This is a genomic window from Chitinophaga sancti, assembly GCF_034424315.1.
Taxonomy (GTDB): domain Bacteria; phylum Bacteroidota; class Bacteroidia; order Chitinophagales; family Chitinophagaceae; genus Chitinophaga; species Chitinophaga sancti.
In genome coordinates, this window is record NZ_CP139972.1 from 931,256 (window position 1) to 945,363 (window position 14,108).

Consider the following 14,108-nt stretch of genomic DNA (forward strand, 5'->3'; position numbering starts at 1 on the left):
GATGTGGTCATTTTAGAAATTAGCACGAACACTGAACGTATAAGTTCTTGAACCGGGATACCCTCCCAGGTCTACGCCGAACAACGCAGGATTATCACCAAAGCCGTTTACCTCGGGATCATAGCCGGTGTATTTGGTAAAGGTGTAGAGGTTATTCACTGCCAGGGATACACGGAGTGCAGAAATACCCGGTAGTTTGTTCGGTACGTTATACCCTACCTGTACGTTCTTGATCTTCACAAAACTGCCATCTTCTATATACCTGCGGGAGAAGTACATGCTGCGCCAGAACTGGTGTAGCGCTTTGGGTCCGGTCGCATTGCTGTTGTTCTTACCTGCCTGCCATCGCCCATCCCACATGGCCTGGGTAATGTTCTTGTAATCGCCGATATTACCAAAGAAACGGTAGTTCATATTGATCACATCATTGCCCTGCACCCCACTGACGAAGATGCTCAGATCCCAGTTTTTATAACGGAGATTGTTAGTGATGCCAAAGGTGTAATCCGGATTAGTGTTTCCAATGAAAGTACGGTCATTGGTGGTGATCCCCGGTTGTCCATCCTGGTCTTTGTATTTGATCTCACCAATGGTTCTCTTTACAATAGCGTCTGATTGTGAGGCGTAGTATGGATCATGGCGTACCTCTGCTTCATTGTCATAATAACCATCTTCCTTGTATCCATAAATGGCCCCGATAGGATGACCGACCTTTTGAATAAATGGCGCATCGCTGGTATTGATGTTGTCGGCAAACTGCTCCTTTACATCGCCCCCGAGGCTGAGGATCTTGTTCCTGTTGAACGCGATGTTGGCATTCAGTGTCCATTCAAAGTCTTTCGTTTTGATGGGCATACCGTCTACCGCAATTTCCAGTCCTTTGTTTTCTACACTGCCTGAGTTACGAAGGGCTTTGCTATAGCCACTGGAAGCGGGTGTGACAATGTATTGCAGCAGATCTTCCGTTTTCTTTTTGTAGACTTCCACGTGCAGGTTCACCCTGTTATAAAGCCCGATGTCAACGCCCAGGTTATAGGCCCTGGTACTTTCCCATTTCAGTTTATTGTTTGCCGGACCGGAGTAGTAATCATCTGCCAGACCGGTCACAACACTACCACCCAGGATGTAATTATACACTGCCAGTTTAGAGAGAGAGGAATAAGAACCAATCCCCTGGTTACCGGTTTGTCCGTAGCTGGCACGGAGTTTCAGGTCAGAGATGGTTTTATTTCCTTTCAGGAAATTCTCATTGACCAGTTTCCACGCGAGCGCAAAGGATGGGAAGTTGGCCCATTTATTATCCTTCCCGAATTTACTGGAACCATCCCGGCGTACGCTGGCAGTGAGCAGGTATTTATCAGCATAGTTATAGTTGGCACGTACCAGTCCGGAGATGAGTGTAGAACTATACCGGTTATTGGTTGGTGTTACCTGGATCTCGCCGGCATACAGGTTTTCATTCTTCATAATGTCATTGGGAAAATCCTTGGCCTGCATGTTTTTAGACTGACCGTCGGTACGTTCGTAAGTAGTACCTGCAACTACATTGATGGTGTGTTTGTTTAGCTGCTTCATATAGGTGAGCAGGCTTTCAGACACAACGCTGCTCCAGGTATCGTCCGCTTTCAGGCCCCAGCCGTTTACAGACTGGCCCTCGTAAACGCTGCGGGGATAATACTGATCGCGGAGGTTGTAGGCGTAGTTCATGCCGATGTTCTGGCGGAACTTCAGGTCTTTTGTAATACTTACTTCTGCGTAGTTGGAAGAGAAAATATTAATACTTGAAACTTTGTTCAGCACATCTCTCGTATATATGTAGGGGTTAGTAACGAAATAAACACTGGTGAAAGCGCCGGATGCAGGATCTGTAAGTGATAGTGTGCTGGGGAAAGTCAGCGCAGACCTTACAACGCCTGCGGTGACATCATCTATTTTGGTGGTACCTGTCTTGACGCCGTTCATGACAGAGCGGCTGATCATAGTACTGGTACCGATCTTTACATGCTGACCAATATTCCTGTTCAGGTTCAGGTTAACGTTGTAGCGTTTGTAACTGGAATTGAGGATTGTACCATCCTGGTTCAGGTAGTTGAATGACAGGCTATGATTACCTGCATCGCTGCCGCCGGATACACTCAGGGTATAATTCTGTGTGAGGGCGTGGCGGAAGACAATATCCTGCCAGTTGGTACCGGTGCCATAATCATCCGGGCCCGGGGCATAGTAGGTCGAATCGGGGTAACCGGATACGGGCATCTTCTTGCCGGGATATGGAAGATCATAGGAGGTGCCTTCGATCTCGTTTTCGTTACGGAAAGATTCATTCTGGTACAGGGCATAGTCGTGGGCATTCAGCATGTGGATCTTTTTGAACACTTCGTTCACGCCCATGCTGATGTTGAGTTCAACCTTGTCTTTGCCGCTGCGGCCGCGTTTTGTGGTAATGAGCACGACGCCGTTTGCACCGCGGGAGCCATAGATAGCGGTAGCGGAAGCATCTTTCAAAACCTCGATGGATTCAATGTCGCTGGGGTTGACGAAGGCCATGGCATTGATAGTTTGTTTCTCATCATCGCCGATAGACGCAGGTGTGGAGCCGCTGCTGCTATTGTTAAAGGGAACCCCGTCTATTACGTACAGGGGTTCTGTTCCGCCGAGGAATGAGTTGGAACCACGAACGCGGATGCTCAGGCCAGCGCCGGGAGCCCCATCATTCTGGGTGACATTGACCCCGGCCAGCTTACCCTGTAAGGCTTCCAGTGCATTGGTGGGGTTATTCCTCACCAGGTCGTCTTTGCTGATTTTCTGTACAGCACCTGTGAGGTCGGAACGGCGTACCGTACCATAACCGATTACTACCAGGTCATTGAGCTGGGTGGATTGCAGCTGCAGGGTAGCATCGTACATTGATTTTTGAGTAATGGGCAATTCCTGTGGCACCATGCCGATAAAGGAAATAACGAGTACTTTTCCATTTTGAGGCAGGGTCAGGCTGTAGTGTCCATTAACGTCGGTGCTGGTTGCCAGTTTCAGGCCTTTCACCTGGATGGTAGCACCGGGCAGGGAATTCCCTTTTTCATCTTTGATAGTGCCTGTGATCTTTCGGTCCTGGGCAAAGACCGCCACATGGCACAGGATGATTAAAAGGAGAGGGAATCCTTTTAAAAGATTGTTTTTCATAACGTGTGCGTATTTAAGGCAAAGATGCCTTTAATTCATACTGAATTGTAATACTTTTTTATCTCAATATTGTATTTTATCTGTCATATTCAAGGGTATACGGTTACTGTGGGCGGATTGCCTGAAATAATACTTTATTTCATAAATACTATGCTAATATTACTAACTTGCAGATAGCATCCAATCACTATGAGAGGGAAATTACTAAGGGAGATTACTCCGCTGACACCTAATGACTGCTTCACTTTATTTGCCCGGGAGAAAACGGGTTTTGATTTCCCTCTGCATTATCACGAAGAGTTTGAACTGAATTTCATCCAGTATGCCAGCGGTGCAAAGCGTATAATCGGCGATCATATGGAGGAAATAGGAGCGCTTGAACTGGTGCTGGTGGGTCCGAACCTGCAGCATGGGTGGTTTACACACAAGCATAATGGCGGTATGATCAGGGAAATTACGATCCAGTTTCACCGGGATCTGTTTGACGATAAGTTCCTGCAGCGTAACCAGATGAGTTTTATCAGGAGTATGCTGGAAAAATCGCTGCGGGGGATCCTCTTTTCGCCTGAGACGGTGGGCAATATCATGCCCCGCCTGATCCAGTTGCCACACAAACAGGGATTTGATTCAGTGCTTGAATTATTGTCTATCCTGCATGATTTGTCTATTTCCAGGAATATGCGGATCCTGTCGGATGCAAGTTTCCGGAATACCGAAACGCTGTCTTACAACAGCCGCAGGATTGACAATGTGATGAAGTACCTGAATGCCCATTTTGATAAAAATGTAAGTCTTGGCGAGGCTGCAAAAATTGCCGCTATGACGGAGGTGTCATTCAGTCGTTTTTTCAAGTTGAAAATTGGGAAAACCTTTGTTGACACGCTCATTGAGATCCGGTTGGGGCATGCCTCCCGCATGCTGATAGAAACCACGCACAGTATTAACGAAATAGCTTATAAATGCGGGTTCAATAATATCTCTAATTTCAACCGGATTTTCAGGAAGAAAAAAGATTGTACACCCAAGGAGTTCAGGCAGGCGTATACTTCATCTTCAGGAGTACGCACATTTATTTAGGCTTTTCCTTTCAAAGACAGGGGTTTCTTTCGGGTTTGCTCATGCCCGGTAATAAGGCTGTGCCCGGAATGATCCGTTGATAACCCGCAGATATCCCGCCTCTTTAAAGATACGGGTTAAAGGCGGCTTATAGGCGGGATATAGGCGGGTTATCTGCGGGTTATCTCCCTTTTTGGCCAGGCAAAACGGTATCATATTAAGCCGGGTGCAGGCCTCTCTTTTCAAAATAAGCTTCAAACTGGTACCTGACCTGGGGGATAAACCTGCCTTTTGGATCGAATTCTGCCGATCCCCGTGGGAAATTTCGCATTTTAAGCCTCGAAAAACGCCTGGAGCAGGAAAATGACCCAGGTTATGCCTTTGACCAAACAAGGGGCTTTATCGGCTTTATAGAGGGCTCCAGGAACGCTGCCGGAACATCGCTGTTGAAACGGCGTATTACCGGCTTCGACAGGGTGAAGATTTGCCGGTTTGACGAGGAATACTTCTACTGCGTCCGTATCAGGACGGTAGTATTGGTTTCGTGCCGGGGTACAGAAAGCTTCTATTGCATCCGTATCCCGGACAATAGTATTGGTTTCGGACCAGGGTACAGAAAGCTTCTATTGCATCCGTATCGGGACAATGGTATTGGTTTCGGGCCAGGGTACAAAAAACTTCTATTGTATCCGTATCAGGACAATGGTATTGGTTTCGGGCCGGGGCACAAAAAGCTTCTATTATATCCGTATCCCGGACAATGGTATTGGTTTCGTGCCGGGGTACAGAAAGCTTCTATTGCATCCGTATCCCGGACAATGGTATTGGTTTCGGGCCAGGGTACAATGAAAAGATCTTTGATATCTTTTACAAACGCCATGACCGGAACACTTATGCAGGTGCGGGAACTGCCTGGCTATCTGTAAGAAAATTACGGAAAACCACCGGGGCGCTATCACTGCCAGCGGAGAAGCCGGCAGAGGTGTCACTTTCAGGGGGTATATACCTGTTGCATAAAATCGGTTTTCATAGAGCCATTGGAGTTAGATAGAAAAAAAGTTTAAATCTTTTTTGGCGATTTGAAAATAAATTCTACTTTTGCAATCCCAATCGCGGGAATGGCTTCGTAGCTCAACTGAATAGAGCATCTGACTACGGATCAGAAGGTTTCTGGTTTGAATCCAGACGAGGTCACAAAGAAGGAAAATATTTGTACTGAAAGGGCACAGAGAATTTCAACTTCAAAAAAGAAAAGGCTAAATTTGGATTTCTGGAATATGTTTTCTAAATTTGCCCTCCCAAACAGCCAAATGGCAACACAAATGGCTTCGTAGCTCAACTGAATAGAGCATCTGACTACGGATCAGAAGGTTTCTGGTTTGAATCCAGACGAGGTCACCCAAAAAAGCCCGATTCATCAACATGAATCGGGCTTTTCTTTTTGAGCCTGGATCAAAGGTAATCCTGGATCAAGTCAAATTCTTGGGGGGAAGGGTAAGGATTTGTTGCTTTGCAATTTATTAAAAAAGTGACAATCTACTGGTATTGAGCGTTTTATAAACATGAATACACGCTCCTCGGTAAAACCCGGAAATTTTACTTTTGATACGACCTTTTTCCTTTTATATATATTTTATGAAAATACAACTCTGGAGTATTGGGAAGGAAAATGACGCCTATATCAGGGAGGGTATAGCCGTTTTCCAGAAGCGCTTGCAGCATTACACGGATTTTGAGCTGAAGCTGATCCCTACGGTAAAGCAGGCCGCTAGTCTGTCTGTGCCGGAGCTGAAAAAAGCAGAAGCAAAACTGATCATGGATATGCTACAGCCCCAGGATTACCTGCTGGCCCTGGATGAACATGGAAAGATGCATACCACCCTGCAACTGGCCGATTTTTTACAGCAAAGAGCCAATGCCGGCACCCGGCAGCTGATCATCCTGATCGGTGGTGCCTTTGGGATCGATAGTAGTTTGTTGGAAAGGGCGCAGCTGAAAATGTCGCTGTCTCCCCTCACCTTTCCTCACCAGCTGGTAAGGTTAATTATGACAGAACAAATTTATAGGGCATATACAGTTTTGAACAGGGAAAAATATCACCATCAATGATATTTTAAGTACATTACAATATATAAATTATTTGATTCAACATGGAAGGGCTTACTTTAACGACTACAATTATTCTGATCACCAGCCTGGTATCACTCACCACATTGTTCCAATATCCGGATAAAATTTACGATCTTAGTCTGCGTCCTACTATGATCAGGGATCGCAGGCAGTACTACCGCTTCCTGACCTCCGGCCTGGTACATGCTGACCTGCTGCATTTGGGTTTTAACATGTTCTCTCTTTATTTTTGTGGACGCTTTATAGAAGAAATATTCGAGAACATTTTTCAGTCTAAATTTTACTTCCTGCTGTTTTATGTATTAGCAATAATCTTCTCAAATATACCAACCTATCTCAGGCACAAGGATGATGATTACTATTCATCAGTAGGTGCATCCGGTGCAATATCTGCGGTGATCTTTGCTATGGTATTATTTGCTCCATGGGCGAGGATTTATTTCATTATCATTCCAATGCCGCTGATCATGTATGCAGTAGTATATGTAGCAATGACGGTTTACCTGGATAGGCGTACGCAGGGAGTAGGTGGTGGAATCAATCACTCAGCACACCTTTGGGGAGCGCTCTTCGGACTTATTTTCCCGATTATTTTCAAACCGGCGATCTTCCTGTATTTCCTGAATCAGTTAATACATCCAACTTTTTAAGTGGGAGAATATCATATTGAAAAGCCGCTTTGGTCTTAGACCAAAGCGGCTTTTCCTATTTACACGGCCTGCTTTTTGCATTTATGATCCTGAATTAAGGCTCCAGCTAAGCTAAATACGCCATCTGATGAAATCTGAGGCCACACGAATTGAGCAAGGAAGTAAATATCCCTACTGCGCTATTGTGGACACGGGATCAATTAGTGGATTTTTTTCTACGGGAGTCCTGTCATCACTTTATAAAGAATTGGTAGCAACCAGGTATGGAAGTACAAAATGTGAAAATATTATTGGCCGATGATGATTTGGAAGATCGCTTTATAATGCAGGACGCTTTCAATGCCATCAATCTGCCAGACGTGCCCTTGCTTGTGGAAGACGGAGAGAAAGTACTACAGCATATGGAACAGCTTTCGCAGGATGAAGGCATCTTGCCTTCGCTGATCGTACTGGACCTGAATATGCCCCGGATGAGCGGTACAGAGACCTTACGCGAACTAAAAAACATTCCTGCATACCGGGATATCCCTGTCATCATCTTTTCATCCTCCATGAACGTTATGGAAATGCACGAATGCCGTCAACTCGGTGCCCTCTCCTATATGGTCAAGCCATTTACCTATGAGGAGTACCTCGTATCAGCACAGCATTTCTACGATTTCTGTTTAAAGAAACATTCTTTCCCTGAACTTAGCAGTTTGATCCAAAACTTTAAATAGGCTGCCATTCCAACACCAGCATATGGTTGGTATTGGGAGTGATCTTACACCTGTCGTCTATACGCATACCTATGATCCAGACCACCCTTTTGGCTGATTCCAGCACCCATATATTTTCCTTCTGAATCAGGGAGAGTTTCTGATCAATAAAAAAGCGGCTGAGCTTTTTCTTTTTCCGCATGCCTAAGGGGTAGAAATAATCACCTTGTTTCCAGCGGCGCATCAGCAATGGGAATTGTAAGGTATCCATATCCAGGCAAGCCATCAGGGGCGATGTAGGTATGGTGGCACCATCTGCAGGCCGGATCTTCAATTTCAACGTACCGCCTTTCACAGGTACCACAGCGGTTTCTTTTTCTATTACAATCAAAGGTGCTTCCTGTACTTCCAGGGAGGTAATGAGCAGCCATACCCTGTCGCGGATAATGCGGTGGCTGGTAGTTTCCACCCATTTGCCGGGTTCAGATTGCATGAGGTCAATGACCTGTGGCAACTGTGCCGGGCTACAACCAAAATCTTTAAAGATCTCCCAGGCAAGTGTTTGCTGCGGTACTGCTTTTTGCAGCTTTAAAACGGGAACTCTGTAATTATCTCCCTGCTGGAATAAGAGTCTCTTTTTATGTCGCTGAACCGCTTCGTTATACAACAGTTCTGCTTCCCTGAAACGGTCTATGCTGGCGGCCATTTGGGGAACGGCGGCGGGATAGGTTTCCTGGATAACAGGGATCACCTTATGCCGGAAATAATTGCGTGTATATTTTACAGTTATGTTTGAACTGTCTTCTACATATCCATAGCCATTGGCTGCAGCCAGCGCCAGTATATCGCTTTTCTGCGCAAAGAGCAGTGGGCGGATAAGGTGTTGCTGCCGAGGTAAAATACCGTGAAGGCCTGCAATGCCGGTGCCTTTGGAGAAGTTCATGAGCACAGTTTCCACATTGTCCTGCATATGATGTGCGGTAGCAAGACAGGTATATCCGTGTTGCTGACGGGTTTCTTCCAGCCAGGCATAGCGCAGTTCGCGGGCGGCCACCTGGATGGATACACGTTTCTCAGTGGCGTAGGTTTCGGTATCGAAACGGATGGTATATAGGGGCAGGGCCAGTTCGTTGGCCAGTGCGGTTACAAATGTTTCGTCTCTTGTGGATTCGGCTCCCCTTAGCTGGAAATTGCAATGTGCAATGCCACAGTCAATCCCGGCCTGTTTACACAGGTGTGTCATGATGACGGAATCCACGCCCCCGCTTACTGCCAGCAGAATTTTGTCACCAGGGGTGTAGAGTTTTTCTTTTGAAAGATATTCTTTAAACCTATTGAGTAGATCCATAGTATTCGTTCTATTGTTTAGTCTTTACAACAAATCATCCGGCGTCAATTACGCATGCTGTTACCAGTGTTCATGATTGCCGGTGTCTTTACAACAAATCATCCGGCGTCAATTGCGCATGCTGTTACCTGTGTTCATCATTGCCGGTGTTTTACAACAAATCATCCAGCGCCATCTGCAACTCATTATACGCATGCTTGTTTTTCTCCGCCTTCGCCATCTCCATCCCCTTTTCGTATATGGCTATCGCCTCCTGCTCCGCTCCTGCCCTTTCCAGCAGTTTGCCAAGATGATAATACGAACCCACGTATCCCGGTTCGTGTGCCAGCAGCTCTTCGAACTGCTGACGGGCATCCGTATCGTTGCCCAGCTTTATATATTCCAGCGCCAATGCATGCTTCAGAAAGCTATCATTGGGTGTCTGTTTCAAAAATTCTTTTATACTGGCTATCCTATCCATTATTTAAATATATTTGCTCATACCGCTTTTTTTTATATAAAACAGTTAAGGCCATGAAGATATTAGTATGTATCAGTAAAACTCCGGACACGACTGCAAAAATAGCTTTCACAGACAACAACACGAAATTCAATGAAGCGGGTGTACAATTCATCATCAACCCTTACGATGAATGGTATGCCCTGGTCAGAGCGCTGGAACTGAAAGAGACCCTCAACGCTACTGTACACCTCATTACCGTGGGTGGTGCCGACACAGAGCCTATTATTCGTAAAGCCCTTGCATTGGGAGGCGATGAAGCCTTCAGGGTAAACACCGATAGTGCCGACAGTTATTTTATTGCTGCGCAGATCGCAGCCCACGCCCGGCAGCAGGGTTATGACCTGATCCTGACAGGAAAGGAAACCATCGATTACAATGGCGCCGCCATAGGTGGTATGGTAGCAGAGCTGCTGGACTTCCCCTTTGTATCTATCGCTGCAAAGCTGGACCTGAGCGGCAATACCGCTACGATCAACAGGGAGATCGAAGGTGGTGAGGAAGTCGTGCATGTAGACCTTCCGGTAGTTGTATCCTGTCAGAAAGGAATGGCCGAAGCCCGCATCCCGAATATGCGTGGTATAATGGCTGCAAGAACCAAGCCACTGGCGGTAATAGAGCCGGCACCGGCAGATAACCTGACCTCAATTGCCAGTTTTGAACTGCCACCCGCCAAAGCAGGCGTAAAAATGATTAGCCCCGACAATGTCGAAGAGCTGGTAAAGCTATTACACGAAGAAGCAAAAGTGATTTAAGTTAACCGGATTTACTGAATACCCCGTTAAGAAAAATCATTCCACGTCAGGCCCCCATGCCTGCGCGCACATTATTCAACAATTCTAAACAGCAAATACATGTCAATTCTCATATTTGCAGATCAGGCCCAGGGAAGGATTAAAAAGGCGGCTTTTGAAGCGATTCAATATGGTGCAAAAGTAGCACAACAATTTAGTACAACTGCGACCGTGCTGGTACTGGGAGAAGTACCTGAAAGTGAATTAACTGCACTCGGTAATTACGGTGCAGCCAAAGTATTGCACGCAGCAGATGCACGACTGAATGAAACTGAAGGAACAGTATTTACAAAGATCATCGCAGCAGCTGCAGAACAGGAAGCGGCAGATGTGATCATATTCCCCCACAATTTCGATGGCAGGGCAATCGCTCCAAGAGTAGCTGCGCGCCTGAAAGCAGGCTTTGTATCAGGAGCCGTTTCTTATCCTGATACCAGCAATGGATTTGTAGTAAAAAAGAGCGTGTTCTCTGGTAAAGCGTTTGCCAACATAAATATCACTTCCGCTAAAAAGGTGATAGCAGTAATGCCGAATACCTTTGCGGTAGAGAAAACGTCCAACACTGCGACAGTAGCCGCTTTCCAGCCTGCTGTCAACGATGGGGATTTCAGAATAAAAGTGAGTAAGGTAGAAACCGTGAGCGGGGAAATTCCGCTGACGGAAGCTGAGATCGTAGTAAGTGGCGGTCGCGGTTTAAAAGGACCTGAAAACTGGAACCTGGTACTCGACCTGGCGCATGTGCTGGGTGCAGGTACCGCCTGCTCAAGACCTGTGGCCGATTCCGGCTGGCGCCCACACCATGAACATGTGGGTCAAACCGGTTTGACCGTAAGACCAAACCTGTATTTTGCGATAGGAATATCCGGCGCAATACAACATTTGGCAGGGGTAAATGGTAGTAAGGTGATCGTAGTGATCAATAAGGATCCTGAAGCCCCTTTCTTCAAGGCCGCAGATTACGGAATTGTCGGCGATGCATTTGAGGTAGTACCGAAGTTAACGGCCGCTGTCAAGGCTTTAAAAGGATAAAGATTAAGTACTGAAAAATCGCTGCTGTTGAAGACAGCGGCGATTTTTCAGGATTTTCAAGCATTACGTAATTTTTAGATAAGGAATATTTTTTCTACCTTCACCACTTATAAAATATTCAGCGACAACGCAGGACAGATATGAGAAAAATAGAACTGGAAATAGTTGCCCTTTCGCACAGCATTACACAAACACATTCATACGCCGTCGTATTGGGGGAAGTGAACGGTTTGCGCAGATTGCCTATTGTAATAGGTGGATTTGAAGCACAGGCTATTGCTGTAGCGCTTGAAAAAATGCAACCCAGCCGCCCACTGACACACGATCTGATGAAGAACTTTATGAATGCATTCAACATTGAATTACATGAAGTAGTCATCAGCAATTTGCAGGAAGGGATATTTTATTCAAAACTGGTCTGCTTCAGTAATGATGAAACCATTGAAATTGATTCACGTACCTCCGATGCCCTCGCATTAGCTGTACGTTTTGGTTGCCCCATCTTTACTTATGAAAACATCCTGAACAGTGCCGGCATCCTACTCGATGATCCTGCCGGCAAGAAAGGTTTAAAAGCTGTTACACCGACCATTTCAGAACACGAAAAAGGCGCTGAGGATGACCTGAAAGTCCTGAACCTGGATGAGCTGACACAACTGCTACAGGAAGTACTGGAACAGGAAGATTACATCCGGGCTATCGCAATACGCGATGAGATCAATAGCCGGAAGAGCAGATAATTCATACCTTTTTTCCGCATGATCGTTTTTCCAAATTGCAAGATAAACCTGGGTCTGCACATCGTTCGCAAGCGTACGGATGGTTTTCATGACCTGGAAACTGTATTCTATCCCCTGCAACTCACAGATGCGCTGGAAGTGCTAAGTCCGGGCACCCTACAATTTCATAGTTCCGGTATTGCCATACCCGGTGCTCCCGAAGATAATTTATGCCTGAAAGCCTGGCATCTGCTCAAAAAAGACTTTCCTGCTATACCAGCAATCGATATTCACCTGCATAAACATATTCCTATTGGCGCTGGCCTGGGCGGCGGATCTGCTGATGCGGCCTTTATGCTCGTGCATTTAAACCAACGTTTTCAGCTGGAACTGAGCCAGGAAAGACTGGTAGCATATGCCGCCATATTAGGCAGTGATTGCCCGTTTTTTGTGATCAATCAACCCTGCTACGCCACAGGACGCGGCGAAATAATGGAGCCGGTCACACTGGACCTGAAAGCCTGGACTATCATACTCGTGTATCCTGATATCCATGTAAATACAGGATGGGCCTTCAAACAACTGACACCGAAGGAACCGGAAGTCTCCCTGAAAGAAGTGATAAAACGGCCTGTAGAAGAATGGAAGGGATTAATGAAGAATGATTTCGAAGTCCCCATCTTTGAGGCACATCCGGAACTGGCAGGGATAAAAGCTAAAATGTATCAACAGGGTGCCGTGTATGCAACTATGAGTGGAAGTGGGTCGGCAATGGTGGGGATCTTTCCGAAAGCAGGGAACTTCAAAACAGACTATAAATCATTTGTTATATAGCATAAAGGGGGTGTATTAGCAGTAAAATGAATCCCCTGGAAATCGCTTTAAAAAAATATTTTCTCCGTCAGGAACCCGAATTTAAAGGGCTGTCTTCTATGTTCAGAGACAGCCCTTTTAATTTTATAGAAATAGTATTTAAAATAATCAATTCTACTCCAGGAGAAATGAGATGCAGGCCGCCTGCAACAGGGAGAAATAACAAAGCCGGTGTCATTACGACACCGGCTCTATTTTTATCCTTGGAGGCTTCCGCTTATTTAACGGTAGCTACGAGCTTCTTGAAAGTCTCAGGCTCATTCATAGCCAGATCAGCCAATACCTTTCTGTTCAGATCGATATTTTTAACTGACAGCTTGTGGATGAACTCAGAATAAGTGATACCTTCTGCACGAACTGCTGCGTTAATACGCGCGATCCACAACTGACGGTAGTTTCTCTTCTTTAATTTACGGCCTACATAGCTATATGTAAGACCTTTCTCCAATACGTTTTTGGCTACGGTATAAACGTTTTTACGTTTACCATAAAAACCTTTGGCCTGCTTTAATATTTTCTTCCTGCGGGCTCTGGAAGCAACTGCATTTACTGAACGAGGCATTTTGTGCTCTTTTTTCCGTTTTAGTTAAATAATAATTTCTAAACTACCGACTATCTGAGTGCGAGCATTCTCTTTACCAGATCCAGGTTAGCTGAACTAACCAGGCTGCTGCCTCTCAGGTGGCGTTTTCTTTTGGTAGCTTTCTTAGTCAGCAAGTGACTTTTGAAGGCATTATACCGCTTAATCTGTCCGCTCCCGGTTACCTTGAAGGTCTTCTTGGCCCGGGAATGAGTCTTTACTTTGGGCATCTTACATCAAATTTGGTCTGCAAAGGTAGATAATTATTTGACACTACGAACGTCAAATATAACTTTTTTATTCACGGAACGTGGATGTGGATAACTTTTCTGCCCAAATGTAAAAATATTTTTGGCCCTATTAAGTATCTGAAAATCAAAATTCCTCTCCCCCATTACTTCCATTTATGCTTTTATTTATTAGGTAATAAGTAATACACATTTTTTCTATTTAGTATATTAGTGTTAATTTTAATTTCAAAATAGTATTATTTAAAGCCATATCGTAAAACTTAACCAGGCCTATGAAAGCACTTTACACTTCATGGATCGC

Annotated in this window: 14 protein-coding genes and 2 tRNA genes; 11 read left to right on the plus strand and 5 right to left on the minus strand. The window is 45.4% G+C overall.

The annotated features are described in order from the left end of the window. Positions 1-12: 12 nt before the first annotated feature. A complete protein-coding gene (locus tag U0033_RS03395) occupies positions 13-3,180 on the minus strand; it encodes a SusC/RagA family TonB-linked outer membrane protein (RefSeq protein WP_072357601.1) in 3,168 nt (1,055 codons plus the stop codon). Between the two features lie 189 nt (positions 3,181-3,369). Here U0033_RS03395 and U0033_RS03400 point away from each other — a divergent pair, with 189 nt between their 5' ends. From U0033_RS03400 to U0033_RS03430, 7 genes are all read left to right on the plus strand, one after another. Further along, a complete protein-coding gene (locus tag U0033_RS03400; RefSeq protein WP_072357599.1) occupies positions 3,370-4,257 on the plus strand; it encodes a helix-turn-helix domain-containing protein in 888 nt (295 codons plus the stop codon). Between the two features lie 739 nt (positions 4,258-4,996). Then, positions 4,997-5,287 (plus strand): hypothetical protein, encoded by a 291-nt coding sequence (locus U0033_RS03405; protein WP_072357597.1) that lies wholly within the window; start codon positions 4,997-4,999, stop codon positions 5,285-5,287. Between the two features lie 69 nt (positions 5,288-5,356). Continuing rightward, positions 5,357-5,430, plus strand: a tRNA-Arg gene (locus U0033_RS03410). A 130-nt stretch (positions 5,431-5,560) separates the two neighbouring features. After that, positions 5,561-5,634, plus strand: a tRNA-Arg gene (locus U0033_RS03415). 237 nt (positions 5,635-5,871) lie between these two features. Then, positions 5,872-6,345 carry a 23S rRNA (pseudouridine(1915)-N(3))-methyltransferase RlmH gene (locus tag U0033_RS03420; RefSeq protein ID WP_072357595.1) on the plus strand — a complete coding sequence of 158 codons (474 nt, stop codon included), beginning with the start codon at positions 5,872-5,874 and terminating at the stop codon, positions 6,343-6,345. Positions 6,346-6,386: 41 nt separating this feature from the next. After that, positions 6,387-7,016 carry a rhomboid family intramembrane serine protease gene (locus tag U0033_RS03425; protein ID WP_072357594.1) on the plus strand — a complete coding sequence of 210 codons (630 nt, stop codon included), beginning with the start codon at positions 6,387-6,389 and terminating at the stop codon, positions 7,014-7,016. 263 nt (positions 7,017-7,279) lie between these two features. Then, complete coding sequence (locus U0033_RS03430; RefSeq protein ID WP_072357593.1) at positions 7,280-7,735, plus strand: response regulator; 456 nt, start codon at positions 7,280-7,282, stop codon at positions 7,733-7,735. Here U0033_RS03430 and tilS read toward each other — a convergent pair. Together tilS and U0033_RS03440 are read right to left on the minus strand one after the other, a co-directional pair. Then, positions 7,728-9,062 (minus strand): tRNA lysidine(34) synthetase TilS, encoded by a 1,335-nt coding sequence (gene tilS, locus U0033_RS03435; RefSeq protein ID WP_072357592.1) that lies wholly within the window; start codon positions 9,060-9,062, stop codon positions 7,728-7,730. The genes U0033_RS03430 and tilS overlap by 8 nt on opposite strands. A 151-nt stretch (positions 9,063-9,213) precedes the next feature. Next, the gene (locus tag U0033_RS03440; protein WP_072357591.1) at positions 9,214-9,522 is read right to left on the minus strand and encodes a tetratricopeptide repeat protein; all 309 of its coding nucleotides are present in this window, start codon (positions 9,520-9,522) and stop codon (positions 9,214-9,216) included. 53 nt (positions 9,523-9,575) lie between these two features. On the opposite strand from U0033_RS03440, the gene U0033_RS03445 reads away from it, so the two are divergent. From U0033_RS03445 to ispE, 4 genes are all read left to right on the plus strand, one after another. Further along, positions 9,576-10,316: an electron transfer flavoprotein subunit beta/FixA family protein gene (locus U0033_RS03445; RefSeq protein ID WP_072357590.1), complete on the plus strand. Its 741-nt coding sequence runs from the start codon at positions 9,576-9,578 to the stop codon at positions 10,314-10,316. A 99-nt stretch (positions 10,317-10,415) separates the two neighbouring features. Beyond that, positions 10,416-11,384, plus strand: coding sequence for an electron transfer flavoprotein subunit alpha/FixB family protein (locus tag U0033_RS03450; RefSeq protein WP_072357589.1), 969 nt, complete (start codon positions 10,416-10,418; stop codon positions 11,382-11,384). Between the two features lie 140 nt (positions 11,385-11,524). Further along, on the plus strand, positions 11,525-12,124 hold the full coding sequence (locus U0033_RS03455) for a bifunctional nuclease family protein (protein WP_072357588.1): 600 nt from the start codon (positions 11,525-11,527) through the stop codon (positions 12,122-12,124). Positions 12,125-12,142: 18 nt separating this feature from the next. Beyond that, positions 12,143-12,937: a 4-(cytidine 5'-diphospho)-2-C-methyl-D-erythritol kinase gene (gene ispE, locus U0033_RS03460; RefSeq protein WP_072357587.1), complete on the plus strand. Its 795-nt coding sequence runs from the start codon at positions 12,143-12,145 to the stop codon at positions 12,935-12,937. Between the two features lie 256 nt (positions 12,938-13,193). Here the strand turns inward: ispE and rplT are convergent, their stop codons facing one another. Together rplT and rpmI are read right to left on the minus strand one after the other, a co-directional pair. Continuing rightward, positions 13,194-13,538, minus strand: a complete 345-nt coding sequence (gene rplT, locus U0033_RS03465) for a 50S ribosomal protein L20 (RefSeq protein WP_072357586.1) — start codon at positions 13,536-13,538, stop codon at positions 13,194-13,196. 50 nt (positions 13,539-13,588) lie between these two features. Beyond that, positions 13,589-13,786 carry a 50S ribosomal protein L35 gene (gene rpmI / locus U0033_RS03470; RefSeq protein ID WP_072357585.1) on the minus strand — a complete coding sequence of 66 codons (198 nt, stop codon included), beginning with the start codon at positions 13,784-13,786 and terminating at the stop codon, positions 13,589-13,591. Between the last annotated feature and the right edge of the window lie 322 nt (positions 13,787-14,108).